This is a genomic window from Arthrobacter sp. AIWTK1 (assembly GCF_056680535.1).
In genome coordinates, this window is the sequence record NZ_CM155287.1 from 4,228,863 (window position 1) to 4,254,961 (window position 26,099).

At 66.9% G+C, this 26,099-nt stretch carries 24 protein-coding genes; 14 read left to right on the top strand and 10 right to left on the bottom strand.

Annotation, left to right across the window (positions count from 1 at the left end; all coding sequences use genetic code 11):
- Positions 1 to 43: 43 nt before the first annotated feature.
- Genes AC1MDG_RS19380 through AC1MDG_RS19410 form a run of 7 tightly spaced genes read right to left on the bottom strand, consistent with a single transcriptional unit; the run spans position 44 to position 8,264 of the window.
- The gene (locus tag AC1MDG_RS19380) at positions 44 to 1,426 is read right to left on the bottom strand and encodes an MFS transporter (RefSeq protein WP_479806128.1); all 1,383 of its coding nucleotides are present in this window, start codon (positions 1,424 to 1,426) and stop codon (positions 44 to 46) included.
- Entirely contained in the window at positions 1,423 to 3,165 is a 1,743-nt protein-coding gene (locus AC1MDG_RS19385; RefSeq protein WP_479806129.1) for a CocE/NonD family hydrolase, read from the bottom strand. Before AC1MDG_RS19385 ends, AC1MDG_RS19380 begins: the two co-directional genes overlap by 4 nt.
- Positions 3,158 to 4,126: an MBL fold metallo-hydrolase gene (locus tag AC1MDG_RS19390; protein ID WP_479806130.1), complete on the bottom strand. Its 969-nt coding sequence runs from the start codon at positions 4,124 to 4,126 to the stop codon at positions 3,158 to 3,160. The genes AC1MDG_RS19385 and AC1MDG_RS19390 overlap by 8 nt, the downstream gene beginning before the upstream one ends.
- Positions 4,123 to 5,055, bottom strand: a complete 933-nt coding sequence (locus tag AC1MDG_RS19395) for an alpha/beta hydrolase (protein WP_479806131.1) — start codon at positions 5,053 to 5,055, stop codon at positions 4,123 to 4,125. Before AC1MDG_RS19395 ends, AC1MDG_RS19390 begins: the two co-directional genes overlap by 4 nt.
- Before the next feature lie 4 nt (positions 5,056 to 5,059).
- On the bottom strand, positions 5,060 to 6,202 hold the full coding sequence (locus AC1MDG_RS19400; protein ID WP_479806132.1) for an FAD-dependent oxidoreductase: 1,143 nt from the start codon (positions 6,200 to 6,202) through the stop codon (positions 5,060 to 5,062).
- Positions 6,203 to 6,249: 47 nt separating this feature from the next.
- Positions 6,250 to 7,203 carry a phosphotriesterase family protein gene (locus AC1MDG_RS19405; protein WP_043484666.1) on the bottom strand — a complete coding sequence of 318 codons (954 nt, stop codon included), beginning with the start codon at positions 7,201 to 7,203 and terminating at the stop codon, positions 6,250 to 6,252.
- A gap of 50 nt (positions 7,204 to 7,253) precedes the next feature.
- Positions 7,254 to 8,264: a phosphotriesterase family protein gene (locus tag AC1MDG_RS19410; RefSeq protein ID WP_479806133.1), complete on the bottom strand. Its 1,011-nt coding sequence runs from the start codon at positions 8,262 to 8,264 to the stop codon at positions 7,254 to 7,256.
- Positions 8,265 to 8,519: 255 nt separating this feature from the next.
- Here AC1MDG_RS19410 and AC1MDG_RS19415 point away from each other — a divergent pair, with 255 nt between their 5' ends.
- Genes AC1MDG_RS19415 through AC1MDG_RS19435 form a run of 5 tightly spaced genes read left to right on the top strand, consistent with a single transcriptional unit; the run spans position 8,520 to position 13,542 of the window.
- Positions 8,520 to 10,241 (top strand): MFS transporter, encoded by a 1,722-nt coding sequence (locus AC1MDG_RS19415; RefSeq protein ID WP_479806135.1) that lies wholly within the window; start codon positions 8,520 to 8,522, stop codon positions 10,239 to 10,241.
- 53 nt (positions 10,242 to 10,294) lie between these two features.
- Positions 10,295 to 11,467, top strand: a complete 1,173-nt coding sequence (locus tag AC1MDG_RS19420; RefSeq protein ID WP_479806137.1) for a cytochrome P450 — start codon at positions 10,295 to 10,297, stop codon at positions 11,465 to 11,467.
- Positions 11,464 to 11,658, top strand: coding sequence for a ferredoxin (locus tag AC1MDG_RS19425; RefSeq protein WP_043484674.1), 195 nt, complete (start codon positions 11,464 to 11,466; stop codon positions 11,656 to 11,658). The genes AC1MDG_RS19420 and AC1MDG_RS19425 overlap by 4 nt, the downstream gene beginning before the upstream one ends.
- Positions 11,655 to 12,899, top strand: coding sequence for an NAD(P)/FAD-dependent oxidoreductase (locus tag AC1MDG_RS19430; protein WP_479806139.1), 1,245 nt, complete (start codon positions 11,655 to 11,657; stop codon positions 12,897 to 12,899). The genes AC1MDG_RS19425 and AC1MDG_RS19430 overlap by 4 nt, the downstream gene beginning before the upstream one ends.
- 28 nt (positions 12,900 to 12,927) lie before the next feature.
- Positions 12,928 to 13,542: a TetR/AcrR family transcriptional regulator gene (locus AC1MDG_RS19435; protein WP_043484680.1), complete on the top strand. Its 615-nt coding sequence runs from the start codon at positions 12,928 to 12,930 to the stop codon at positions 13,540 to 13,542.
- A 33-nt stretch (positions 13,543 to 13,575) separates the two neighbouring features.
- On the opposite strand, the gene AC1MDG_RS19440 is transcribed toward AC1MDG_RS19435, so the two are convergent.
- On the bottom strand, positions 13,576 to 14,607 hold the full coding sequence (locus AC1MDG_RS19440; RefSeq protein WP_479806142.1) for an Lrp/AsnC family transcriptional regulator: 1,032 nt from the start codon (positions 14,605 to 14,607) through the stop codon (positions 13,576 to 13,578).
- A gap of 156 nt (positions 14,608 to 14,763) precedes the next feature.
- On the opposite strand from AC1MDG_RS19440, the gene AC1MDG_RS19445 reads away from it, so the two are divergent.
- The 3 genes from AC1MDG_RS19445 to AC1MDG_RS19455 all read left to right on the top strand — a co-directional run bounded on the left by AC1MDG_RS19445 (position 14,764) and on the right by AC1MDG_RS19455 (position 17,739).
- A complete protein-coding gene (locus AC1MDG_RS19445) occupies positions 14,764 to 15,987 on the top strand; it encodes a M20 metallopeptidase family protein (protein ID WP_479806144.1) in 1,224 nt (407 codons plus the stop codon).
- A 26-nt stretch (positions 15,988 to 16,013) separates the two neighbouring features.
- The gene (locus AC1MDG_RS19450) at positions 16,014 to 17,306 is read left to right on the top strand and encodes an MFS transporter (RefSeq protein WP_479806146.1); all 1,293 of its coding nucleotides are present in this window, start codon (positions 16,014 to 16,016) and stop codon (positions 17,304 to 17,306) included.
- Between the two features lie 91 nt (positions 17,307 to 17,397).
- Positions 17,398 to 17,739, top strand: coding sequence for a hypothetical protein (locus AC1MDG_RS19455; RefSeq protein WP_479806148.1), 342 nt, complete (start codon positions 17,398 to 17,400; stop codon positions 17,737 to 17,739).
- 67 nt (positions 17,740 to 17,806) lie between these two features.
- On the opposite strand, the gene AC1MDG_RS19460 is transcribed toward AC1MDG_RS19455, so the two are convergent.
- Positions 17,807 to 19,270 (bottom strand): MFS transporter, encoded by a 1,464-nt coding sequence (locus tag AC1MDG_RS19460; RefSeq protein ID WP_479806150.1) that lies wholly within the window; start codon positions 19,268 to 19,270, stop codon positions 17,807 to 17,809.
- 85 nt (positions 19,271 to 19,355) lie between these two features.
- A complete protein-coding gene (locus AC1MDG_RS19465) occupies positions 19,356 to 19,823 on the bottom strand; it encodes a MarR family winged helix-turn-helix transcriptional regulator (protein WP_479806152.1) in 468 nt (155 codons plus the stop codon).
- Between the two features lie 192 nt (positions 19,824 to 20,015).
- Here AC1MDG_RS19465 and AC1MDG_RS19470 point away from each other — a divergent pair, with 192 nt between their 5' ends.
- The 6 genes from AC1MDG_RS19470 (at position 20,016) to AC1MDG_RS19495 (ending at position 26,052) form a co-directional block, all read left to right on the top strand.
- Positions 20,016 to 21,326 (top strand): MFS transporter, encoded by a 1,311-nt coding sequence (locus tag AC1MDG_RS19470; protein WP_479806154.1) that lies wholly within the window; start codon positions 20,016 to 20,018, stop codon positions 21,324 to 21,326.
- Positions 21,327 to 21,328: 2 nt separating this feature from the next.
- Positions 21,329 to 21,874 carry a hypothetical protein gene (locus tag AC1MDG_RS19475; RefSeq protein WP_479806156.1) on the top strand — a complete coding sequence of 182 codons (546 nt, stop codon included), beginning with the start codon at positions 21,329 to 21,331 and terminating at the stop codon, positions 21,872 to 21,874.
- Between the two features lie 48 nt (positions 21,875 to 21,922).
- Complete coding sequence (locus tag AC1MDG_RS19480; protein ID WP_043484819.1) at positions 21,923 to 22,534, top strand: hypothetical protein; 612 nt, start codon at positions 21,923 to 21,925, stop codon at positions 22,532 to 22,534.
- A gap of 77 nt (positions 22,535 to 22,611) precedes the next feature.
- A complete protein-coding gene (locus AC1MDG_RS19485) occupies positions 22,612 to 23,214 on the top strand; it encodes a copper chaperone PCu(A)C (protein WP_479806158.1) in 603 nt (200 codons plus the stop codon).
- Positions 23,211 to 24,491, top strand: coding sequence for a Dyp-type peroxidase (locus AC1MDG_RS19490; RefSeq protein WP_479806160.1), 1,281 nt, complete (start codon positions 23,211 to 23,213; stop codon positions 24,489 to 24,491). Before AC1MDG_RS19485 ends, AC1MDG_RS19490 begins: the two co-directional genes overlap by 4 nt.
- 370 nt (positions 24,492 to 24,861) lie before the next feature.
- On the top strand, positions 24,862 to 26,052 hold the full coding sequence (locus tag AC1MDG_RS19495) for an ABC transporter substrate-binding protein (protein ID WP_479806162.1): 1,191 nt from the start codon (positions 24,862 to 24,864) through the stop codon (positions 26,050 to 26,052).
- Positions 26,053 to 26,099 lie beyond the last annotated feature (47 nt).

Consider the following 26,099-nt stretch of genomic DNA (forward strand, 5'->3'; position numbering starts at 1 on the left):
TCCGGCCCGACGATCTTGTGCGTTATCTTTTGTCGCCCCGTCTTTAGGGGGCTGCTGCCACAGTGTCCCCGGAGACAGGTTCCGCGTTGCTGTCGTCCTGATCCTTTTGCACAGCCGGCCGGCCACTTGACCTCGCGGCAAGTGGAACGAACAGGAAGGCCAGGGCGGCGATGATGCCCGGGATCGCGAAGAACAGGAAGTTCATCTCCACCGGAAGTTTGAGGGTCAGGAGAATGCCTCCAAACGTCGGCCCGACGATGGCCCCCATCCGGCCGACGCCAGATGCCAGCCCGATCGCCGTCGAGCGCATGAAGGACGGGTAGTACTGGGACACGAAGGAATACGAGATGTTCTGTGCTCCCATCGTGCAGGCGCCGGTGAGGGCCACCAGCAGCAGCAGGACCACCATGTTGTCGGCGAACCCGAGAAGGGTCAGCGAGACGGCGGAGATCACGAACATGGGGACGAGCACCCGCTTCACACCCCAGGTGTCCGCGAGCTTTCCGAGCAGCAGGGTGCCGACGATGGCCCCCACGTTCAGGACGATCATGAACGTCAGGCTGGAACCCAGGGCATACCCTGCCTCGACCATCAGCTTGGGGAGCCAGATGGTCAGGCCGTTGACCATGAGCAGGCACATGAAGAAGGCAACCCAGATCATGAGCGTCCCGAGCGCGCGGCGGTTCTTGAACAGCGCACCCACTGGGCTGCCCGGTTCCTTCTCCTGGACTCCGGTGAACTCCGTGGACGGTCCCGGCGCCGCCGCGGGGTTGACCTTGGACAGGGCGGAGCTCAGGGCCGCGAACTGCTTCTTTTCCAGCAGTACCGCGGGGGAGTCGAGGAAATACTTCATCATGAACGGCAGGCAGAGCAGAGGAAGTACGGCAACCCAGTACACGCTCTGCCAGCCGAATGCCGGAAGCAGGAGCATCGCAACGAAGGCCGCCAGGATGCCGCCCACCGAGAAGAAGCACATCACGATCGCTACCAGGGTGTTGGCGCGGTTCTTCGGCGCGTAGTCGGTCAGCATGGCGATGACACTGGGCAGGATGCCGCCAATTCCGAGGCCGCCCAGGATGCGCAGGACCGAGAATTCGACCGGTCCCGGGGCGAATCCGCTCAGCGCGGTTGCGGCGCTGAAGATAATGATGCTGGCCGTGAGGACCTTCTTCCGGCCGAACCGGTCCGCCAGGATCCCGAACAGGATGGCGCCGACCATCATCCCGACGGGGCCGTAGCTGCCAATGGCTCCCGCCTCGACGGGCCCCAGGGACCACTGTTTCATCAGGACGGGCAGCACCGATCCGTAGACCACCAGGTCGTACATGTCGAAGGTGATGATGAAGCAGGCCCAGAACAACATTCCGGCGTGGAAGCGGTTGAACCGCGCTCCGCCGATGAATTCCCTGATGTTGACCGTCGTCATGGCAATTGGCTTTCCGGTGTTGTGCTCTTTGCGGTGAACGGCAGGACCAGCCGGGAGTGGTGGGCGGCGTCGCGATAGATCTTGTGCGTGACGGGCCGGCCCACCGGCAGGTGGAAGGCGTCCGGCGGCAGCAGCGCATTGTGCTCATCGGCCAACGGCTCGGCGTTGGACAGCTCCACCGTCAGCTTGTGGCCCGGCATGAACGTGTTCGCGAACGGATAGAGGCGCAGCACGTATTCCTCGACCGTCCCCGGCTCCACCGGCACGGAACGGGTGTGCGGGTGGTACGGGTTGCCCTCGGTGGTGCGGTCGTCCAGTTCTCGGTGCGAAGCCTTGAGGTAGCCGCTGGTGATGAGCTGGCGCTTGCCGTTGGGCGCGTAGTCCCAGAGCCGCAGGATGAAGTTGGTGTCCGGCTGGTCAATCTCCGCGAAGATGTGGGCGGCACCGGCGCCGATCATCTCCGTTGCCTCCTCGAAGGGCGGAGTTGACCAGCTGACGATCTCCACTTTGTCGGTCACGGTCAGCGGCGCCTGGTAGAAGCCGTCCGGGGCGGCATATTCCACACCCATCGGCTCCGGCTCGGTGGACAGCGCGTGGCGCGGGCGCAGGTAGAGGGACGTGTACTCCACGTCCTTTGGCGGCCACTGGTCCGCGGTGACCACCTCGCGGGAGCCCTCCACGAAAACGCTCACGGCGGGTTCGTCCATGACGCCGTTGTCGATGCCCTTGATCCAGTAGTCGTACCACCGGAACATCTTGTCGTGCTCCTCGATGAAGGGGCGCGACTGCATCGGCGGGTACGGGCCGATGTCCAGTTTCTTGGGGCCCTTGAGCTCGTTGAACAGCTCGATGGTGCCGTCCAGGGTCCAGCCTCGGCCCTGGTCGAGCTGCAGCCACACCGGAATGTCGATGTTCGGTGCCAGCGTGATCGGGTTGCGCTCCTCGTACCACTCCCCGTCCAGCTCGTTCATGACGATGTCGAACCAGGCTTCATGGTTCTTCGGGTAGTTCAGGACGTGGACCAGGTTCGGCCAGGCGGCCACGTCAGGGTCCTGCAGCCGCTTCTCAACGAGCTTCTTCAGCTCGCCGGGCGGGTACTTCTCGATCATGCGGGACTTCACGTTATCCGTGAACGCCCAGCCGGAGTCGCCGCCGCGGCCTTCGCGGGCGGCACGGGGCATGAACCACATGACGCCGCCGTGGTAGGTGGTCTCGTAGAAGTCGTAGTGGCCGCCCGAGACGAAGATCGCCTTCAGGTGCGGCGGGCGCTCGGCTGCGGCCAGCACCTGCATGGAGCCGAAGTAGGAGATGCCCACCATGCCGACGCTGCCGTCGCACCACGGCTGCTCGGCGACCCACTCGATGAAGTCATATACGTCCTCGCCCAGCGAGACGCCGCCGGCGTTGTAGTTGCCGATGTGCTCACCGCCGGAGTGGCCGGAGCCGCGCAGGTCACCGATGACGTGGACGTAGTCCTCCTTGACGATGCGCGCAATGTCGCCGGCCTCGATGCAGCCGTCCCACATCGGGCTGGGCCGCCGCTGCGGCGGGGTGGTGAGTGCCAGCGCCTGCAGTTCCTTGCCGTAAGGGCTCAGGGCAACCAGCGCCGGGCGCGGCTTGTCATCGGTGCCCTGGTAGGCGTCGGCGGCGAGCTCGACGCCGTCGCGCATCGGGACCCGGAGGTCCTTGCGAACGGCAATCTTTTCCCCACCGGCATTGAGTAACTGGAAGTCATCCATGAGTTCTTATCTCCTCATCTTCGGTCAAGTGGTCCAACGTCGTGCGGTAGCCGTGGAGCGTCGTGAAGAACGGGGACGGCTCCAGGGTGGGGTCGGCGTCGTAATTAAGCGCCTCGGCAACGCGGGCGAAAGGCGAGTACGGCGAGTCCGTGTCCTGCAGTCCGGCAGCCAGGCAGCCGCAGGCAGCATCCTTAACGCGGGCCTCGACTTCCAGGCTCCCTTGGAGCGCTTCCCGGGCCTGCCCGGCGTCGAGCTCCACGCCGTAGGGCGTGCCGTCCGCGCGGCGGTACGGGTGCCCCAGGTAGAGGTGCCGCGGACGGATCTCATCGCTGAGGTACTGCAGGCTGGAGCGGTAGCCGGCCGGGTCCACAAATCCCGGGAAGCCGTTGGCCGCACCGTGGACCTGGACGGCGTCGCCGACGAACACGTCGTTTTGGCCGTCAATGACATAGGCGACGGACCCGCGGGTGTGCCCCGGAATCGAGTGGACCGAGACGGTGACGTCACCCCCGAGGGAGATGGTCTCACCGCCCCTGACGATCATGGTCGGCTCCATCTCGCCCGAGATGACGGCGTTCGTGGCCGCCGTCAGCTTCGCCTCACCCTCGGGGTCGTGCAGGTACTGCGCACGTCCGGAAAGGTATTCGTCCACGTGGGCCCGGCGCGAGCGGAGCATCGGCGCGTCGGCCTCGTGGATCACCACCTGCGCACGCCGTCCGGTGAGCTCCCACAGGGCGTACGCGCCGCCGATGTGGTCGATGTGTCCGTGGGTCAGGAAGATCCACCGGACGTCCTCGATCCGGCGGCCGATCGCCTCCAGTGCCGGCACCATGCCCTCTGCGGGCGAGGACGCGATCCCGGTGTCCACGATGGCGGGCTCCGGGGCGTCGATGAAGAAGCTGTAAAGGCCGAACCGCCCCCACGGGGAGACGATGGGATGGACAGCAACCGGCGCCGTCATTGCCCGGCCCTCGCGTTCAGGAATTCACCCGTCTCCTCGAACGCCCGGTAGAACTCCGGGATCCAGGCGAAGTTCTGGACAAAACCGTGGTTGGCCCCCTCGTAGCGGCTGACCGTTGCGTCCACGCCGGCCTCGTTGAGGCGCCGGCCGTAGAGTTCGCCTTCATCCCGCAGGGGGTCGTGCTCGGCCGTGATCACCAGGGCTGCGGGCAGTCCGGCGAGGTCCCCGCGCTTGATGGGCGAGACGAGGGGGTCCGCCGGGTCCGCCCCGTTCTCGAGATAGAAGGAGTTGAACGGCTTCAAGCCTGCTGTCTCCAGCCCGTACCCCTCAGCGTTCTCCCGCAGCGAGGGATAACGGTCGACGTCGAAGTCCAGGTCCAGCGACGGGTAGAACAGCACCTGGTGGGTGATCCGGTTGAACCCGTCGTCGTGGGCTTTCGCGGCGACGGCGGCGACAAAGTTGCCGCCCGAGCTGTCACCGGCGATAGCGAGGTTCTTCCCGTCCCAGCCCAGGCTGCTCCCCTGTTCGGCGGCCCAGCGGACCACGCCGTAGCAGTCGTCGAGGCCTGCCGGGAAGACGGCATCGGGGGCCAGGCGGTAGCCCACCGAGATGACCTTGTGGCCGGTTTCCTTGGCCAGCGACCGTGCCACGTGGTCGTGGGTGTCCAGGCTGCCCAGGAAGAACGCACCGCCGTGGAAGTAGACCAGCAGATCGTAGGAGTCCGCCTCGGCGGGCGTGTAGATGCGCACCGGCACCTCGCCCGATAGAGTCACAGCAGTGGCATCCTCGACGGCGTGCAGCGGCAGCCGCTGGTCGAGAGGGGGCACCTGGGCCGCCTCGCCGGCGCGCATGGCTTCGGGATTCAGGGGGGAACCGTCGGGTGCCGGCAGGGTGGCCAGGATTTTGGCGATTTCGGGATGGATGGTCATGGTGTCAGGCCTTCGCCGGCGCCGGTGCGCTTACGCTGGCAGGCTTCTGGGATGCGGGCTTCTGGCCCGGGAAGACGTCGTTGACTTCTTCCTCGGACCAGCCTTGGCGGGAAATGCGCTGCAGCTCATCCGTCACCGGCTTGCGGGTTGCCTGGAACAGAGCCAGCGCCTCCTTGACAGAATCGGCCTGGGCCAGCGCGTCGGCCAGGGCTCCGGCGTCCTCGATGGCGGAGTTCGCGCCCTGGCCCTGGTGGTGCAGCATGGAGTGGGCCGCATCGCCCATCAGGACTACGGAGTCGGTGTGCCAGGTGTCCACGGGGTCGATGTCGTAGACCGCGCGGATGTTCACGCTGTCCATGTCCAGGCCGCGGGCAATCGCCACGATCCGCTCGTCGAAGCCTTCCACCGTCTTCAGGAGTTCTTCCTTCGTGATCGTGGGCGCCCAGGTGCCATCCGGGTTCAGGGCGGTGATGTCGAAGGACATCTGGTTCCGGTGGCGCAGCGGTAGCAGGTAGACCTTCGTGCCCCTGCCCATGTACATCCGCAGGTTGTCGTCCGTCACCATCCCGTGGGCGTCGTCGGCGGAGATCACCACGCGGTAGGCGTGCTCGCCGGAGAACACCGGGCCCTTGGCGCTGAACAGCTGCTCACGCACCGCGGACTTGATGCCGTCGGCACCGACCACCAGGTCGGCCTCAACCGTCTCCCCGTTGGCGAAGGTCAGGACGGAGCGTCCGCCCTTGTCCTCAATCCTGTCGAGCTTGTGGCCTAGCTGGACCATGCCCTCGGGGAGCACGCCCAGGAGGGCCTCGATGAAGTCGCGGCGGTGGATGAGGTACGTCTGCTTCTCGTCGCCGAACTCCGGCCAGGTGTCCTTCGTGATCGGATCGCCGGTGGCCGTGAGGATCTCGAAGTAGTCGCTCGCCGAGCTCACCTTGGCCACCGCGTCGAAGATCCCCCACTGGCGGAAGCGGGCCATGGTGGCGGGACGCAGGCCGATGCCGGCGCCGACCTCGCCCATCTGGGGTGCCTGTTCGTAGACCGTGACGTCTGCACCCAGCAGGCTCAGGGCCTTGGCCGCGGCAGCGCCGCCGTAGCCTGCGCCGACGATGGCGATCTTGAGGTTCTTGATGTCCGAAGCCTTCATGGTTTCATCTCTTTCTTGACTGTGTAAGTTTTGGGGGTTGTCCGAGGTCAGGCGCTAAGCGACAGGAAGTCGGCCGGGTTGTCCTCGAGGAGGAGTTTGAGGGTGGCATCGTCTATGCCGGCCGCCCGCATGTCGGGGATCATGTCCTCGAAGATGTAGTTGATGGTGTGGCCCTTCACGCCCGGCCAGCCCAGCGGGCTGCAATTTGCATCGGCAGAGACCAGGAGCTTGTCCGCATAGCCCTTGTTGACGAGCTTGACGAAGTGCTCCATGCGTTCGGCGCGCTTGCGGCCCCAGAACGGCGGATCCGGCAGTTCGAGGTCGTAGCCGAAAGTGTCGAAGCCGATCCGGCCGCCCTGCTCGTAGATCCAATCGTGCGGGGTGATCGGAGCGTTGAGGCCGTCGTCGGCGTGGCCGAAGAGCACACGGTCCAGCGAGAGGCCTTCTTCGTTGAAAATGGTCACGGCCGGTTCGGGGTCGATGGCCAGGTGGGTCAGGATTGGTGCGCCCGTGACGACGGCGGCGCGGGCAGCGGCCCGGTAGATGCGCTTGTCCAGGTCGGTCATGCGTCCGCCGCGGCTGACGCCGACCTTGATGACGCCGGCCTTGGCACCCGTGTTGCCGATGCCGACGGTGATCTCGTGGATGAACACCTTCGTGAGGTAGTCCACGGTGGCGCGGGAGAAGTGGGGCAGGGCGGTGTCGCCGCCGACGAAGCCGGTGCAGGCCACGATGTGCACGCCCGTCTTCCTGGACAGGGACTTGTAGTAGTCGACGTCGCGCCCGTTGCAGATGCCCGTGGCGTCCACGAAGGTACCGCCGCCGTACTCGCGGAATTTCCGCAGCTTCGGCACGGTTTCCTCGTAGGCCTGCTCCGGCGACTTCCACCATTTGGTGTCAAGTTCGGACCCGGGCATGCCGTAGCCGATGTGTTCGTGGACCGCCACGATTTCCAGTTCTTCGGCCGGGATGGTTCCCAGCACGGTGTTGACCTTGGTCATTCGTTCACCTCAGGGTTCGAAAGCTTGTTTGTGGGTGGGCTGACGTGTGCTTAGCGCACGGTCAGCAGGTTGCGCGGGTTGTCCACGAGGATGCCCCGGGCGTCTTCTTCGCTCAGGCCGCGGGCCTTCAGGAAGGGCACGAACGTAGTCAGGACGTGGCTGTAGGGCAGGTTGTACTCCGGCAGGCCCTTTGCCACGCCGATCGAGTTGCCCGAGAGGATGATCTTGTCGGCATGGCCTGCCTCGACGAGCCCGAACACCAGTTCGGCGCGTTCGTGGTCGGTGAGGTAGTCCGCGTCGTCGTTCAGGCCAACATGGTCGATGCCCACGAAGGCTCCGCGGCCAGCCACCTGGAGGGCGGCGCCGGCAGCGTCCCTGCGGTCCAGGTCGCCGACGAGCACCCGGTCGGCACCGATCTGCTCGTCCAGGACGATGTCCAGATCGTGCAGGGCGTCGGCGCCGAAGCGGACGGAGACCGGGACGCCGGTGTCCTTGGCCGCGCGGGCGGAGCCGCGGAAGAGGCTTTCCTCGGTGGGGGTCATTCCGTCGCGGTCGGCGATGGTGGCAACGATCCCGGCGGCGGCACGGCGCTCCACCCGGGGAACCACCATCCCCTCCGTGACCTCCTTGCCGAAGAGATCGCTGAACTTCTCTGCCGGCCAGGGGGTGGGCGGGTTGGTCTGCGGCGTCAGGAAGTACCCGCCGAGCTCTTCTTCCGGGCCAAGGCCCGTGGAGGCGACGATGTGGACTCCGGTGGAGCGGGACAGGGCCTCGTAGAGCTTGAGGTCGCGGCCGTGGAACATGCCGGTGCTGTCCACGATCGTCTGCCCGCCGTTCTCGCGGAACTCTTTGAGCTTCGCGGCCAGGGCTTCGAAGATCTCCGCCCGGTCCATGGAGATATCGGGTGCGTACTGGGCTCCCGGGAGCACCGACAACAGGGCCTCATGGACCGCGACTACGCCCAGTTCAGAAGCAGGTACGGGGCCCAGGACCGTATTGACGGTTTTCCCGGCCGTGGCATGGAACGCGTCACCGGTATCGACGGGTGTGGTGTGACTCACTTGGCTTCTCCCTTGGGGATCGGGTGCTGAATGCAGGGGCTCCGCGGGAGTTCGAACGTGCCGTCGCTCCCTTGCGGTGTAGCCAGCATCACATGTTTCTTTACATCATGTCAAGGAAATAATCGGAGCGTATGGGTTTTTAGCTTCGACGCGTTCATGAAGAGGACGGTGCGTAAATGCTCTTGACACTATGTAAAACTTTAGCCCAGACTGTGGGGAGCGCCACATCTAATCCGAAACAAGGGAGTTTCATCGATGAGTCAGACCACCTCGATAGCGAGCCGCGGCTCGGTACGGGCCACCTTCGTCGCCGCCTACAGCGCGGTGACGCTGGCCCAAATCACCAACGCACTGCCCGGCGCGCTCAACGGCACCTTTGCGGTGGAATTCCACACATCGGGCGCAGGCCTGACCTGGATCGCAGGCATGTTCATGATGGGCATCGTGGTTTTTGAGCTCAGCTGGGGGCTTCTGGGCGACCTGTTCGGCCGCAAGAAGCTGCTGTACGCAGGCGCTCTGGTCAGCGTCGTCGGCTCCGTCCTGGCGGCGCTGGCGACAACCACCGAAATGATGATCGCGGCGCAGGCGGTCGGCGGCATCGGGGCGGGCATCCTCTTCCCCATTTCGCTGTCCATGATCGCGGCGATCACCCCCGATCACCGCGCCCGGGCAAAGGTGATCGCCACCTGGGCCGGGTTCCTGTCGCTTGGTGCGGTGATCTCCCCCGTGCTGGCAGGCCTGACCTCCCAGGCTTTCACCGTGGCCGGTCCCGCGGCGGGTGCGCCCAACACCTTTAGTGGCTGGCGGGTGGCTTACTACATCGCTGCCGCGATCGCCGTCGGCGTCATTATCGTCGCGGTCCGCGCGAAGGACTCCGCTGCCGCCGAGGGCCGCAAGCTGGACCTGCCCGGCCAGTTCACTCTCGCGCTTGGCCTGATCGCCGTTCTCTTTGCCACAGTGACGGCGGTCGACGCCGGTTTCGGCAGTGCCGAGGTCATCGCAAGCTACATCGTGGGCGGCGTCCTCCTGATCGCCTTCGTGATCATCGAAACACGCACCCAGCAGCCCCTGATCCACCTGGCGCTGTTCAAGAACAGCGCCTACTCGATCACAGGCGTTGTTGCCGTCACCGGCATGTTCGCCTTCCTCGCAATCGCCTTCAGCACAAGTGTCGCCGTCGGCGGGCTCGCCCTCGCCGAAGCGTGGAAGGTCGGTGTGCTGTTCATCTTCATCCAGGGCCCGGCCTTCGTCTTCATCCCGGTGGTTGGCTGGCTGATCCACCACGTGGCCCCGCGCTGGGTGCTGACCGCCGGCTTTGCCTTCATGGCCGCCTCCGGATTCTGGCTCTCGACCTTCGCCCTGGGCACGCCGGAGGCCTTCGGCGGAACTCCCTGGACCGCTTTCATTCCGCCGCTGCTGCTGCTGGGCATCGGGTTCGCGCTCACCGTCGGCTCCATCACCGCCGTCGCCATCAACACCGTCCCGCCGCAGCAGATCGGCATGGCTTCGGCAACGACCAACCTCCTGCGCGACCTGGGCTTCGCCCTGGGGCCCGTGATCGGCTCAGCCATCGCATTCGGCGTCGGCGCCACGGCCTTCGCCGGACCCCTCGCCTCGATCCTCGGCGGGGCAGGGCTGCCCGCCGACGCCGTGGCCGGACTGTCCAACGTGCCGCCGCTGGGCTACCTCTCAGGCTGGGACGGCGTGATCGCGCAGTTCACCGGCCAGGCAACGGCCGGCGGCGCACCCGCCCAGGCCGTGGACGGGATGGTCAATGCCCTCACCTCCGCGCAGCCGCAGATCCAGGGTGTGGCAGGGACCTCCCTCGGACAGGGCTTCCAGACTGTCTACCTCGCTGCCGGCGTCGCGGCGAGCCTCTCGGCTGCCCTCACCCTCTTCATCTCCGCACGTTCCTCGGCGCCCACCCCTGATGCCATCGCGGAGAGCACCGAAGCAAACGCCGAAGCCGCCGTCTAAGACTGACGGCCTCCGGCGTCGACCAATCACTTACCATCCACAAGGAGAACACCGTGACTGCACCCCTCGAATCGGACATCGACATCTGGGATGACGATATTCTTGTCGACCCGTACCCCACCTATGCCGCACTCCGCGAGCAGGCCGCCGTGGTGCACCTGCCCAAGAACGACCTGTATGTACTGACCCGTTACGACGTCATCCGCGGCGCCCTCGGTGATCCGGAAACCTTCTCGTCCACCAGCATCGGCTTCAACCCCATGGTGAACGAGGCACTGCAGGGCACCTCGCTCGCCTCCGACCCGCCCATCCACACGCAACTACGCGCCACGCTGTCACAGAACCTCACCCCGCGCGCACTCCGCGGCCTGAAGGTGATCATCGACGAAAAGGCGGACAAGCTCGTTGCAGAGCTCGCCGCCAGCGGCAGCTTCGAGGCCATCGATTCCCTGGCCCGGGCCTTCCCGATCGAAATCGTTGCAGACCTCATTGGCTTCCAGGGGCACGTCAAGGACAACATGCTCCGCTGGGGCCAGGCCGCGATGCAGGTCATCGGGCCGCTGAACCAGCGCACGCAGGAGAGCTTCCCGATCGCCGGCGAGCTCTACGGCTGGTGCTCATCGGTCACAGCCGAAGACCTGGCACCCGGCTCAATCGGCCGCGGAATCTTCGACGCCGAGACACGCGGCGACATCCCCCAGGGCTCTGCGGGACACATCATCCACCAGTACCTGGGGGCGGGCGTCGACACGACCATCGCCTCGATCGGGAACATCATTGCGCTGTTCGGCCACCACCCCGAGCAGTTCGAGCTGGTCCGGGAGAACCCGGACCTCGTCCCCGCAGCTTTCGCCGAAGTGCTGCGCTACTGGGCGCCGGTCCACATCTGGGGCCGCAAGGCAACCCGCGACGTGGAAATCGACGGAGTCACCATTCCTGCAGGCGCCCAGGTGGGCATCCTCTTCGGTGCCGGCAACCGGGACCCGCGGCACTACGAGAATCCGGACGTCTTTGACGTGAAGCGCAACCCGGTGGACCACCTGTCCTTCGGCTACGGACCCCACGGCTGCGCCGGCCAGGGCCTGGCGAAGCTGGAAGCGCATGCCATCATCGAGGCGCTTGCCCGCAGGGTGAAATCACTGACGATCTCGGATGAGGTCCGGGAGCCCAGCAACATTACGCGGAGCTTCGAGTTGCTCCAGGTCGAAAAAGTGGTGGCAGCATGAGGATCGAACTGGACCGTCCCCGCTGCGAAGGACACGGCCTGTGCGAAGAAGCCGCACCCACGCTGATGCATCTGGATGACGACGGCGAACTGGTCATCGATGTGCCGGAGGTGGACGGGGCTGACCTGGACGCCGCGAAGGCGGCGGTCAGGGTCTGCCCGGTCGCCGCGCTGCGATTGGCCGCGGCATGACGATGCGCAGGATAGTGGTGGTTGGCAACGGCATCGCCGGGCTCACGGCCTGCGACTCGTTGCGCTCGGCGGGCTTCGACGGCGAACTCACGGTCGTCGGCGCCGAGCCCCACCATCCCTACAGCCGCCCCGCCCTGTCCAAGGCCCTGCTGCATGGCGACGATGCCCTCCAGGCGCACCAGCTACCCGAGCCGACCCATGACGCCACGGAGCTGCTCGGCGTCAGTGCCACGGGCCTGGACCCCGACGCCCGGCTGGTCCGCCTGGACGGGGGCGGGGAGCTGCCGTATGACGGCCTCGTCATCGCCTCCGGCTCCCGGGCGAGGCGCCTCGCCTCCGGGCAGGGAGGAGTCGGCCAGGGAGCAGGCGGACCAGGTGCAGGAGGACCGCAACGGGACGGCTTCCCCCGGGAGCTGACCCTGCGCACCATCGAGGATGCGGTCCTGCTCAAGGAACGCGTCGCAGCACGGCCCTCGGTCATCGTGATCGGCGGCGGCCCGCTGGGCATGGAAGTTGCGTCCGGCTGCCTGCACATGGGCTGCGAAGTCACCCTCGTCTCCGACGTCAAGCCACTGTCACGCCAGCTCGGCGGCCACCTCGCGGACATCTTCACCTCCGCCGCCGTCCGGCGCGGACTGCGGGTGGTTGGCGGCGGGCAGGCCCGCCTTGTGGATCACGGTACGGGGACACGGGTTGTCCTCGCAGACGGCACGGAACTTCACGCGGATCTGGTGGTCACCGCCGTCGGGGACGAGCCGAACATTGAGTGGCTTGCCGGCTCAAACCTCCTCACCGACGGAGCCCTGCGCGTCGATTCGCGCGGCCGGGTCCGGCGGGAGATCGTGGCCGCCGGCGACGTCGCGTTCTTCCCCACCCTCCGCGGCGTGCAGCGGGTTCCCTTGTGGACGAGCGCCATCGACCAGGCCAAGGTGGCGGCCGTCGGCCTGCTGCAGGGCGACGCCGCACCCGAATTCAACTTCCAGCCCTATTTCTGGACGGAGGGCTTCGGGTTGTCACTCAAAGCGGTCGGTTTTATGCCCGTGGCAGGTGAACCCGACTTCTGCGAACCGGGCACCGGGAACGATTCGCTGCTCCTGCGCTGGGGCAACGTGGACGGTTCCGGAACCGCCGCAGCGGTCAACTACCGGATCCCGGTCCCCAAACTGCGCCGGCTGGCCGACGCGGGCCCGGCCGCGCTGCGGCCGGCGGCGCCCGCCCGGGCGGAGCCGGCCCGGGCCTGACCCCGCACACCACCGTTAGGATTGATCCATGTCGTCGTTGCGAGAAGCCCACAAGAAACTCACCCGCGACATGATTGTGGAACGCGCGCTTGAGCTCTTCACCGAGAAGGGTTACGCCGCGACCACCATCGACGAGATCGCCGCAGCGGCCGGTACCACCCGTGTGACCTTCTATGCCTACTACCCCTCACGCAGCGATCTGATGAGGGACTTCATGGCACGGGTCAACGAGGTACTGGACCGTGCGGACGGCCCGGAGAGCGGCTCCACTGCTCCGGACCTCGTTGACGTGGTGCGCGCCGGCAAGCTAGCGGGCATCCTGGCCTGGCTGGAGTCGCGGGCGGCGCTCTGGCCGGTCTTCCGCCCCTACCTCGACGTGCTCGACGAGGCCGCCGCCGTCGACCGCGAGGTGCGGGCCATGGTCGAGGGATGGCATGAGGAGGTCATTTCCGACCTGGTCCGCGGAATGCAGCTGGCCGGCCGCTTCTCGGAGGAAACACACCACATCCGCGGAACCCTCGCCTTCACATCCCTCGACTACGTGGCCACGCTCTGGACACGGCGCAAGTTTGAACCAAACCGCGAACACGCGCTGGAGGTACTGGCGGACAACTGGTACCACCTGCTCTGCGACGAAGGCTGAACCGGGCCCTCCCGCGGACGGCTCACCGTGCCTCTAGGCCTCCGGCCCCAGGCCGGCGGACGGCACAACCGCTCCGGTGGCGGTTGAATCGGGGTTGAGCATCCAGCCCACCCGCTTGGCGGCGCTCAGGACCACAACGCTTTCCGCCAGTTCGATCTCTGGGATCCGCTGCTGGAGGGCCAGCTCTGCATTCATCACCTCGGCCAGGGAGTGCAGCCACATGATGATCACAAAGTTGGTCCGCCCGGTGGTGGAAGCAGCGAGCCGGACGTTGCGAAGGCCGCGCAGCTCGGCCGCGGCGGCCTCGTGCCGGCCGGGCGGCACGTTGGCGAACCACTGGCACGTCACCGGGTAGCCGGAGTACTGCTGCGCTATCTCGCAGCGGAAGGATAGCAACTGGCTGGCCAGCACCCGGTTCAGCTGCCGCTGGACCGTGGCCGGACTGCGGCCCAGGCTGCGGGCGATCTCCGCCGCCGTGGCCCTCCCGTCCTGCGCGAGGAACGGAATCAGGTCCAGGTGGCTCTGCGGCAGCGGGGCGCCGGGGCCGGCGGCGGGCACGGAACCGGCCGCCTCAGGTCCGGCGAGCGCGCTGAGGGCGTTCTGCTGTGCCTTGCTCAGGACGTTGAGCCGCCAGGCGTAACCTCCCACGTGGAGCCGCGTGCACAGGGAGGTCCGATATTTAAGCAGGCCCGGGATCTCCTTGAACTGCGGCACCACGGAGTCGCTGAAGCGGCCCAGCGTGGGTGTGATGACGGTCAGCATCAGGTCGCGGTTGCTGGCAGCTTCCTCCACGGTGACCACCTCCGGGATGGCTGCGAGCGCCGCGGTGACGTCAGCGCGCTGACGCATTTCGCAGTCCACGTCCACCAGGGCCAGGCACATCTGCTTGGGATCGCCGATCAGGTGGGCCGTTGTCCAGGCTGCACCGGCAGCCCGCAGCCGGTCCCATCGCGCCGCCAGCGTGGTGGCGTGCACCCCCAGGATGCCGGCAGCATCGGACCAGCTGGCGCGTGGCGCGATCTGCAGGGCGTTGATCAGTTCAAGATCGTCCTCACTGACCTCCACCTCAACGCCATCCTCTCTCCACTGCGCTCTCCACTGCACGAATCCTGTCGAATCAATTGTACTTTTGATTTTTTCGAGCTATTTGCGGGGATGTGAACCAGCTCACTCCAGAATGGAGCAGGTCACTTACCAATCGTTCGGGAAAGAGGAAAATACATGTCGATCACCTCCGATGCCAGGGAACTGCAGGGCGACATCGCCCGGTTCCGCCACGAGCTGCATCGGGAACCGGAGATCGGGCTGGACCTCCCCCGGACCCAGGAAAAAGTCCTCAAGGCCTTGGAGGGCCTGCCGTTCGAAATCACCCTCGGTGAGAGCACGACGTCGGTCACTGCAGTCCTGCGCGGCGGCGCGCCGCACGCGTCGGCCGAGAAGCCCGCGGTCCTGCTCCGTGCAGATATGGACGGCCTGCCCGTCCAGGAACGTACCGGCGTGGACTTCACGTCACGCATCGACGGCGCCATGCATGCCTGCGGCCATGACCTCCACACGTCCATGCTGGCCGGTGCCGCCCGCCTCCTGGCCGACCGCCGGGATCAGCTGGCCGGCGACGTTGTCCTGATGTTCCAGCCCGGCGAAGAAGGCTTCGACGGCGCCTCCCACATGATCCGCGAAGGCGTCCTGGACGCTGCGGGCCGCCGCGTGGACGCCGCCTACGCCATGCACGTGTTCTCCGCCCTGGAACCGCACGCACAGTTCTGCACCAAGCCCGGCGTGATCCTGAGTGCCTCGGACGGACTTTTCGTCACCGTCCTGGGTGCCGGCGGCCACGGCTCCGCACCCCACTCCGCGAAGGACCCCGTCACGGCCGTGGCTGAGATGGTGACCGCACTGCAGGTGATGATCACCCGCCAGTTCAACATGTTTGATCCGGTGGTCCTTACCGTGGGCCTCCTGCAGGCCGGCACCAAGCGCAACGTCATTCCCGAATCCGCGCGCTTCGAAGCCACCGTCCGCACCTTCTCGGATGCATCCCGGGAACGGATGATGACGGCCATTCCGGTGCTGCTCAAAGGCATCGCCGCCGCCCACGGCCTGGAGGTGGATGTCGACTACCGCTCCGAATATCCGCTCAGTGTTACGGACGAGGACGAGACGAACACCGCCGAAAAGACCATCCAGGAGCTTTTTGGAGATTCGCGCCTCACCCGCTGGGCCACCCCGCTCAGCGGCTCGGAGGACTTCTCCCGGGTGATGGCGGAGGTGCCCGGAACCTTCATCGGGCTCAGCGCCGTTGCCCCGGGGGCGGACCATAGGTCCACCCCTTTCAACCATTCCCCCTACGCCACTTTCGACGACGGCGTCCTCTCCGACGGCGCAGCGCTCTACGCGGAGCTCGCTGTTTCCCGCATCGCGGCCCTTGCGGCTGCCGGCAACTGACCTTCCCACCACTTTTGGAGCATCACATGACTTCCACCGTAGGCATGCCAGCCGAGGTCCAGGTTCACAAATCGCACCTGCGGACCCTCATCGGGACGGGCATCGGCAACGCCGTTGAATGGTACGACTGGGCCATTTACGCCACCTTCTCACCATTCATCGCGAGCGCGCTGTTCAGCAAAGCGGACCCGACGTCGGCCTTCCTCGCCACCCTGGCGATCTTCGCCGTCGGCTTCGTGGCCCGCCCGTTCGGCGGTTTCGTTTTCGGCTGGATCGGTGACCGGATCGGCCGCAAGACGTCCATGACATTCGCCGTCGGCCTTGCCGCCCTCGGCAGCCTGCTGATCGGCGTTGCCCCGACTTTCGAAGCCGTGGGAGCCTTCGCATCCGTGATGCTGCTGGTGGCCCGCCTGATCCAGGGCCTGGCCCACGGCGGGGAGCTGCCGTCGTCGCAGACGTACCTGTCCGAAATGGCCCCGAAGGAAAAGCGCGGTTTCTGGGCAACGCTCATCTACACCTCGGGCACCGCGGGAATCCTGGCCGGGACCTTGCTCGGAGCCATCCTGTCCAACGTCCTCAGCCAGGGCGACATGAACTCCTGGGGCTGGCGCATCCCGTTCCTGATCGGCGGCGCCCTCGGGGTCTACGCCCTCGTGATGCGGGCACGAATGAAGGAGACCGCCGCCTTCGAAGCCGAAACTCCCACAGAGAAACACGACCCGATGTGGCCGCAGATCTGGCGGCACCGCAAGCAGGCCCTGCAGGTGATCGGCCTGACGGTGGGCCTCACCGTGAGCTACTACATCTGGGGCGTCGTGGCGCCGAGCTACGCTGCAACGACGCTGAAGATGGACCGCGGCGAAGCACTCTGGGCCGGCGTCATCGCCAACATCGTCTTCATCGCCGCCTTGCCGTTCTGGGGCAAACTGTCCGACCGCATCGGCCGCAAGCCGGTCCTGATCATGGGCTCAGCCGGAGCAGCGCTGTTGCACTTCCCTATGACCTGGCTGCTGAAGGACTCCCCCTGGCAGCTGGCCGTCACGATGTCCGTGATGCTGTTCTTCATCGCAGCCAGCGCCGCCATCGTTCCGGCTGTCTACGCCGAGCTCTTCCCCACCAAGATCCGCACGGTGGGCGTCGGCGTCCCCTACTCCATCTGCGTCGCCGTCTTTGGCGGCACCGCCCCTTACCTGCAGACCTGGCTGGGCACTGTCGGGCAAGCCAACCTGTTCAATGTCTACGCCGTGATCCTCCTGCTGGTGGGCATCGCGTTTGTGTTCACCATCCCGGAGACCAAGGGCAAGGACCTGACGCACTAGCAGTCCCGGCGGCGTCACAGGCCGGGTACGCACACCGGAAGCCCAGCGGGATCTGCGTACAATCGACCGACAGTCATCTATCAAGGGAACCATGAAGAAACTCACCACGGCCCTGCTCGCCGCCGGGCTCATCATCTCCGCTTCCGCTTGCTCCGCGCCGGCAAAACTGACCACCGCTGAAACCTGCGACCGGCTCAAGATCGTTGTGACGGATCCCAGCGCCAACGCCGGCAAGACCGGCATGGTCATCCTGGGCAACAAGCTCCGCCCCCTGGCGGGAGGCGCCTCGGACGAGATGAAGCCCGCCGTGCAGGCAATTCTGGACTACGCGGACGAGAACGCCAAGGAGAACCCCGACTCTGAAAAGGTGGCCCAGCTGCAGGCCGGGTACCAGAAGGCCGGCGCCACTTTCGGGCAGCTCTGCAACAACTAAGGAACGCCCAGGGGCGGCCGGACATGCTCCGGCCGCCCCTCACCCCTGCAGAGAATCACCCGGCCCCTTAACCCAAATGGACGGGTGCGCCGTCGGGGTCGGCGCCGGTGAACGTTTTCCGGTCGATGGTGATCAGCAGGAGCGCAATCGGGATGATCAGGATTGACACGGCCGCCGCCCCCAGGAAGACCGCCGCATAGCCGGTGGTCAGCGCCGCCATGGATGCACTTCCGACGGCGGCCGTGGCCGCCGCAGCGATGGTGCTGAAAAGGGCGATGCCCAGCGAGCCGCCGATCTGCTGGGAGGCGTTCACCAGGGCACTGGCAACGCCGGCATCGTCCTTGTCCACGCCGAAGAGGGCAAGGTTCTGCATGGGAACGAACACCATGCCCAGGCCCAGGCCCATCAGGATCAGCGCGGGCAGCATGTTCACGGCGTAACTGCCCTCGGCGGTGACCCGGGTCAGCCACAGCATGGCTGCCGCCATAAACACCGGCCCGACGGCGGTGGGAATCTTGGCGCCCAGTTTCGGCAGGTTCTTCGCCACCACAGCTGCAGTGACGATCAGCACCACAGTCATGGGCAGGGAGGCAATGCCTGCAGGGAACGGCGCGAAGCCGAGCACGATCTGGATGTAGAAGTTGATGAACAGGATGCCGCCAATGAGGACGGCGCCGGAGAGGAACGAGGCGAGGAACGCTGCCGCGCGGTTGCGCTCTGTTGCGACGCGGAGGGGCAGCAAGGGGTGTCTGACCTTCTTCTCCACCAGCACGAACAGCACCAGCAGCACCGCGCCGGCGAGGATGAAGCCCCAGGCTTCCGGGGCACCCCAGCCGTGTTCGGCGTTGGTGAAGCCATAGACAAGTGAGCCCAGGCCGAGCGCAGCGAGGACGACGCCGGGCCAGTCGTATTTGGTGGACCCTTCGGCCTTGCTTTCGCGCACCGTGAGCCAGACGCCGGTGAAGGCAATGATCGCGATGGGGATGTTGACAAAGAAGCACCACCGCCAGGACGCGTAGTCCGTCAGGTAGCCGCCCAAAAGGACGCCGATGGCTGCACCGACTCCGCTGATGGAACCAAAGATCGCGAAGGCCGTTCCGCGGTCCTTGCCGCCGGGGAACGCAACGGTCAGCAGCGCCAGCGCCGCAGGTGCCAGAAGTGCTGCGAACACACCCTGGAGGGCGCGCGCGCCGATCAGCTCCCACGACTCCTGCGCGATGCCGCCGATGAACGAAGCCACGGCGAACCCTGCGGCGGCAACGATGAAGGTCCGCTTCCGCCCCCAGAAGTCAGCAACCCGGCCGCCCAGGAGCAGGAAAGCACCAAACGCCAGCGCGTAAGCCGTCACCACCCATGACCGGGTCGAGTCGCTGATCCCCATTTCGGTCTGCAGCCGGGGGAGGGCGAGATTCACAATCGTGCCGTCCAGGACCACCATGAGTTGCGCCAGGGCGAGGAAGATCAGTGCCCACCACGCCTTCTGCGGCTTTTTCTCCTGCCGCACATGCGCAGTCGCCGTATCCAATGCCATTCCTTCACACCTTCCAATTAGTAATACTTATACAAGTATAACTAATTAACTGCTTACGCCGGCTCCCGGTGCGGTGTGGTGATGGCTACGCGGGTTCGTCGAGGATCGAAGCGAGGCGCTGGAGCACCGGAAGGCTCGCGGCGATTTGCTCTCGTTCCGCAGGGAGGAGCTTGGAGCTGGCCGCCGCCAGCGACTCCGCCCAGGCGGCTTCCAGGAGGTTCTTGATGCGCTGGGACTCTGCGGTGGGGTGAAGGGTGACGTACCGCTTATCGGCGGCGTCGCGCGTGCGGGTCACCAGGTTTCCGGTGACGAGTTCGCGCACTTGGACGCTGACGTTGCTGAATTGCCGGCCCAGGCGGTTAGCCACTTCAGCGACGTTAATACCGGGATGGCTTTCGATCACCCGGAGGATCTCGAGGAGACCGTTGGGCAAGGGGCGGACCCCGGTATTCTCATGGGACTTCCGCCGGACGTCGGCGGAGATGTCGAGGAGGGCCACGGCGAGGGCGAGATGGTCAACGACCTGCGCTTCCCCTGCACCAACATTCTCCATCCCACCAGCATAGGCGCGGGAGCCGTGCTCCAGTCCGCGGTAGCAACACACGAAGGCCGGGGCAGACCGTATCCTCATGGAACATGACAGGCGCGACACCCGCACCCGACATGACCAACAATACCCCTTGGGGTATATTGGAGTGATCCCCGGCACGAGGGGAGCCACGCGCCGGAGCCCAGAAGGATCAGCATGAACACACAGGATCGGCCGGAAGGCATGAGGCTGGACGGAGCCGCCGCGCCAGGGAAAGCCGCCACCCCGGTCCAGCCGGGCCCGGAAGATCACAGGCTTCAACGCCGCGTGGTGTCCGTCCTGGTCGGCGGCCAGATCCTCGGCGGCATCGGCATGGGCGCGACCCTGTCCCTGGGCTCCCTGCTGGCAGCCCAGCTCTCCGGTTCCAACGCATGGTCCGGAATGGCCGCCACGATGAGCACCCTGGGCGCCGCCCTCGCCGCTGTGCCCCTGGCCCGGCTGGCCCAGGCCCGCGGGCGACGGGTCTCGTTGTCCACCGGCGCCCTCATTGCCGGGACGGGCGCCGTGGTGGCCATCGCCTCCACGGCACTTGGGATCTTTCCGCTGCTCCTGCTGGGGCTCATGCTGCTCGGTTCCGGCTCCGCAGTAAATCTGCAGGCACGTTTCGCGGCGACCGATCTTGCGCTCCCCGGTTCACGTGGACGGGACCTTTCGATTGTGGTCTGGTCCACAACCATCGGAGCCGTCCTGGGACCGAATCTCTTCGGTCCCGGCGAGGCGGTGGGTGCCGTGCTCGGCCTGCCCCCGCTGACCGGCGCGTTCGCCTTTTCCGTGGCCGCCCAAGTCGCCGCCGCCGTAGTTTATGGCACGGCCCTGCGGCCGGACCCCCTGCTCACCGCGATGGCCGCGCGCGTGCCCGACCTCGAAGCACCCCAGCCCAAGAGCGGCCTGCGGATCCTGCGCAGCAACCCCAGGGCGAGGTATGCGGTGGCCGCAGTCGCCCTTAGCCACGCCACCATGGTGGCGCTCATGTCCATGACCCCCGTCCACCTGCGCGACCACGGGGCCAGCCTCACTGTGGTTGGACTGACGATCAGCCTGCACATCGCCGGCATGTACGCGCTGTCCCCCGTTTTCGGCTGGATGGCGGACAAGGCCGGCCGGCTGCGCACCATCCTCCTGGGCCAGGCCATGCTGCTGTCGTCGCTGGTGCTGGCAGGACTGGCGGCGGAATCAGGCACAGCCGTGACCGCGAGCCTGATCCTGCTGGGGCTGGGCTGGTCCGCGTCGGTGGTGGCCGGGTCCGCCCTGGTGGCCGAATCGGCGCATGTGCAGGACCGGCCGGCCATCCAGGGCGTTTCGGACCTGAGCATGAACGCAGCCGGGGCCACCGGCGGTGCGCTGGCCGGTCCGGTGCTGGCCGCCGTCGGCTATTCCGGGCTCGGCTTCCTCTCGATAGCCCTGGTCATTACCGTGATCATCTGGACCGCGCTGCAGCCGCGACGTCCCCTCCAGGACCTGGACTAGCCATGACAACCAACACCAAACCCACACACGGCATCCTCCCTGTCGCCGCAGGGACGCCCGCGGGCCACGGGCGCGTGCGCCAACTGGCTCACGTGCTCCGCAACTGGTCCAAAGCGCGCGCCGCCACGGCCATCGCCGCGGCCGGCCTCGCCGCCGTCTTCCTCGTGTCCGCCAACGGCATGATTGCCGGTGGCGGCACCGGCTGGGCGGGCTACGCCCTGGTAGCTGCTGGCTCGATCCTGGCCGGCTTCCTGGTTGGCAGCTACGTGAACGCACCGATTGGCGCGGCGGGCACCCTGTGCGATCTGCGCTGGTTCGCCCTGGGCCTCTTCGGCGCGGTGTGGGCGAGCTCGGCGAGGGAAGCCCTGCCGTCAGTCCAGATCGCCGTCGGCCTGCTGTCCGTGGGGGTCATGGCGTGGGCCCTGCACGGCCGGCTGGAGCTGGAACGCAAGGTGACGCGCGGCCGCAGCGGATCGGAAGATCCCGACGTCGACGCCTGCACCGACTGCCGCCCGCTGTTTCCCGCCAGGCCGCGGCCGCAGGACTGACGGCGCATCTTCGACAACTTGTAGAATTACCCTGAGCGAGGAGGAACAATGACGGCACGCGGCCTGCGCCTTGTACGCGGCTGGATCGGCGCCGTCGTGGCCACCTCCATCGCCGCCGGATCGCATCTCGCGGCAGGCGGGAACGCCCCCGACCTTCCGTTGCTGCTGCTGGCACTGGCCCTGTCAGGATTGGTGTGTACCGCACTGACGGGCCGCGGACTGTCCCTGTGGCGGCTCTCCTTCGGCGTAGTCCTGAGCCAGGGCCTTTTCCACTGGCTCTTCAGCGGGGCAGCGGCTGCGCACGGGTCCGGCGCTACGGACCGCGGCCACCTGGCCCACTTGTCCGTGCTGGAACCTGCCACCGGCACGATCTTCTCCTCCGCGACGGACCACGCCTCGCCGCTGATGTGGCTGGGACACGCTGGTGCCGCTGCCCTGACCGTGGCCGTCCTCCGCCACGGCGAGACCGCCGTCGTACGGCTGGTGCGGGCCATGCGCCTGCGCGTGACGGCCTTGCTCCCGCTTTTCCGTCCTTTGCCGGTACGCCCGGCCGCCCGGGCACTGCCTGCCAACCGTCCGGTCAGGCCGCTGCGCAACCTCGGCGCGCCCTTGCTGGTGATGCGCCACCGCGGGCCGCCCCTGGCTCCGCCTGCGTCCTAGCCGCCTTTCACCACAGCCAACAACACCTTTCCGCGCCGGCCCGCTACGGCCTCCCGCGACCATTCAGGAGCTCCGCCATGTCCAAAAAACTTGTCTACCCCGCCCTTTCCCTTCTCGCCGCCGCGTCCCTGGCGCTGACGGGCTGTGCTGCGCCGGCGTCCACGCCGGCACCGGCTGCCGCCGCAACCGCCCCGGCCAATGCGGCCGCCGCGCTGGCCGTCAGCCAGCCGTGGGTCAAGGCCGCCGCGTCCGGCATGACCGGCGGCTTCGGCGTCCTTAAGAACACCTCCGATGCCGACATCACCGTCACCGGTGCCTCCACCGCGGCGGCCCGGACGGTCGAGCTGCACGAAACAGCCATGGGAGCCGACGGCGCCATGCGGATGCAGGCCAAGCAGGGCGGCTTTGTGATCCCGGCCCGCGGCGAACTGAAACTGGAGCCGGGTGCCAACCACCTCATGCTGGTGGGGCTTACCGCGCCAGTCACCGCCGGCGCTGATGTCACCTTCACCCTGGAGCTGGCCGGCGGCGGCAGCTTCGAATTCACCGCCGTGGCGAAGGACTTCAGCGGCGCCAACGAGAGCTACGTCGAAGAAGAAGGGGGCGCCGGCATGTCCCACGGCCAGCCCTCCAGCACCGGGAGCGCACCCGGTTCCGCACCGTCGTCGACCTCAAAATGAGCGCCGGGGACCAGCGGCCCGCGGGTGCAACCGCGGACAGCGACGAGACGGGTGCACCGCGGAAACTGCCGCGGCGCGGACTGCTCTTCGGCGGCGCCGCCGCGGGGCTGGGGGCCCTGGCCGCAGCCGGCGCCCACCTCTCCGGCGCAGGAATTCAACAGGCGGCGAACCCCGCGGCGGCTGACCCCGCAGCCAACGTCCACGGCGGCGGGGTTGTTGCGTTCTACGGCGACCGCCAGGCAGGAATTACGACGGCGGCGCAGGCCCACGGCGTTTTCGTCGCCCTTGATTTACGGCCCGGTACGACGCGCTCCGGTGTGAGGGCGCTGCTGCGGCTGCTCAGTGACGACGCCGCGAACCTTTGCGCGGGACAACAGGCACTGGCCGACACGGAGGGCGAGCTGGCCCGGGTGCCGGCCCGGCTGACGGTGACGTTCGGTTTCGGACCGGGACTGGTTGCGGCGGTGGACCCCGCACGGGCCCCGCGCTGGCTGCAGCCGCTGCCGGCCTTCGGTGTCGACCGGCTCCGGCCCGAATTTTCCCACGGTGATCTGTTGCTTCAGATCTGTGCGGACGATCCGTTGACCGTGGCGCATGCCCAGCGGATGCTCCTCAAGGACAGCCGGAGCTTCGCGACCGTCCGCTGGGTGCAGACCGGCTTCCGGCGTGCGTATGGCAGCGAGAAGTCCGGGACCACCATGCGGAACCTCTTCGGCCAGGTGGACGGGACCTCGAACCCGGCGCCGGACAGTACGGACCACGAGCACGTGGTCTGGGGCGGAGGGGATATTCGCCCGTGGGTGGATAACGGCACCTCGGTGGTCATCCGCCGGATCGCGATGAACCTGGACAAGTGGGACGAGGTGGACCGCGTCGGCCGGGAGGAATCCATGGGCCGCCGGCTGTCCAACGGCGCACCGCTGACCGGCACCCAGGAGCACGACGAGCCGGACTTCAAGGCCGTCTCCAAACTCGGTTTCCCGGTGATTTCGGACGTCTCCCACCTGCGCCGGGCCCGGCCCGAGGACAGTTCCCAGCGGATCTTCCGGCGGGCGTACAACTACGACGCCGCACCGGGCGCCGGTGGCGTTTCGGACTCGGGGCTGATCTTCGTGTCCTTCCAGGCCGACGTGGACAGGCAGTTCACTCCCATCCAGCGCCGGCTGGATGAGATGGACATGCTCAATCAGTGGACGACGCCGGTGGGCTCAGCTGTGTTCGCCATCCCGCCGGGTTGCCGTGAGGGAGGTTTCGTCGGCGAGGGCCTGTTCGCCTGATGCCAGTCCCTAGGCAGTTACGCGGTGCGCCGCTTGAGGAACCTCACGACGGCGGCCGTTACCTTACGTGACGCCCGGTGACTTTTTGGCGCTCCGGGCCTGCACCTTGCGGGGTTTGGATGACGCCGCGAGTCACCCTGTGAACGCCGGTGAACGCAGGCGTCGCGGCCCGTTGTTCGTGCCGCCGGACGGACCGTAATCTCAGTCCAAGCGCTGGGACCGGGGCACCGGACAAGCTCCACAAGAGCAACAGGCCCGGCTGCTGGCCCATGACGGAGGGCGGCAGGAATGCCGCCTCGAGCCTCCGTCCTCCGACTGTCGTCCGGCGGCAAACCCTGTGCGGGCACGCCGCAATCGTGAAGGAATCCCCATGTCATCGCATCAAAACCCAGAAGGATCCACCCGCATCGTGGCGGGCCAAAGCACCAAACCACAAAACTCCGCAGCAAAGCGCAAGCGCGCACTCGGAATCGGCATTGCCGCGGGCCTCGTCGCCCTGATAGCCGGCGGCGCGGCAGCGGCGTCGAATCTCAACCGAAGCCCCGAGGCGCAGCCCGCGGCCGCAGCTGCCGCCGGCACGCCTGCTGCTGAGTTGAAACTGGGCTATTTCGGCAACGTCACCCACGCCGCGGCCCTGGTGGGCGTGAAGGAAGGCTTCATTGCCAAGAGCTTGGGCGGTACAAAGCTCAGCACGCAGGTATTTAACGCCGGTCCGGCCGCGATCGAAGCCCTGAACGCCGGTGCCATCGATGCCACATACATCGGCCCGAACCCGGCGATCAATTCGTTCGTGAAGAGCAAGCGCGAGTCCGTCAGCATCATCGCCGGCGCCGCGGCCGGCGGCGCGCAGCTGGTGGTGAAGCCGGAGATTGCCGCTGCGGCGGATCTGAAGGGCAAGACCCTGTCCACGCCGCAGCTCGGCGGGACCCAGGACGTGGCGCTGCGGGCCTGGCTGGCCGGCCAGGGCTACAAGACCAACACTGACGGCAGCGGCGACGTGGCCATCAACCCCACCGAGAACGCGCAGACCCTGAAGCTGTTCCAGGACGGCAAGCTCGACGGCGCGTGGCTGCCCGAGCCCTGGGCGTCCCGGCTGGTGCTGCAGGCCGGCGCGAAGGTCCTGGTGGACGAGAAGGATCTGTGGGACGGGTCGCTGACGGGCAAGCCGGGCGAGTTCCCCACCACCATTCTGATCGTTAGCAAGAAGTTCGCCGCGGACCACCCGGAAACCGTCAAAGCCCTGCTGAAGGGCCACGCCGAGTCCGTGGCCTGGCTCAACTCCGCGGCCGCCGACGAGAAGTCCACCGTTATCAACGCCGCCCTAAAGGACGCATCCGGCGCCGAGCTGAAGCCGGACGTCATCGACCGGTCCCTGAAGAACATCGTGTTCACCGTGGACCCGTTGGCCGGGGCCTACAAGAAACTGCTTGAGGACGGCGTGAAGGCCGGCACCACCAAGCAGGCTGACATCAACGGCATCTTCGACCTCGCCGCCCTGAACAGCGTCACCGCCGAAACCGGCGGCAGCAAGGTCAGCGCGGCCGGCCTCGGCAAGGACTAAGGCCGGCTGACGCCGCAGGGGGCTGAGGGGGCGGCAGGTGCCGCCCC